The sequence below is a fragment of the Nocardioides malaquae genome (assembly GCF_015070385.1).
GTDB classification, from domain to species: Bacteria; Actinomycetota; Actinomycetes; order Propionibacteriales; family Nocardioidaceae; genus Nocardioides; species Nocardioides malaquae.
On sequence record NZ_JADCSA010000484.1, the window covers coordinates 1 to 266 of the forward strand.

Genomic DNA, 266 nt, shown 5'->3' on the forward strand with positions numbered 1-266 from the left:
CTAAATTACCATTCGTTGGAAAATAATCTCTTGGAAAAGCGAACTCAGAACATAAACGACTCGACAACTTTTTCATATTACAAAAAATTTGAAGCTCATATTCAAGTTTACAAAAACAACGAAAATATTGTTAATACAATTATTGAAAACAGTTTATTTAGTAGCTTTGAAAATTATTTGTTTTGGGAAAATGCTATTATGCAATATCTTTGGGTCGATCAAGAAAACTCGGATATTAATGGAGTTGAACTAAAAACAGCCTTTCA

Annotated in this window: 1 protein-coding gene; it reads left to right on the forward strand. The window is 28.6% G+C overall.

All coding sequences use genetic code 11. From position 1 onward, the window contains the following. Positions 1-266 (forward strand): hypothetical protein (locus IEQ44_RS18630; protein WP_227487653.1); only part of this gene is annotated, 266 nt, incomplete at both ends.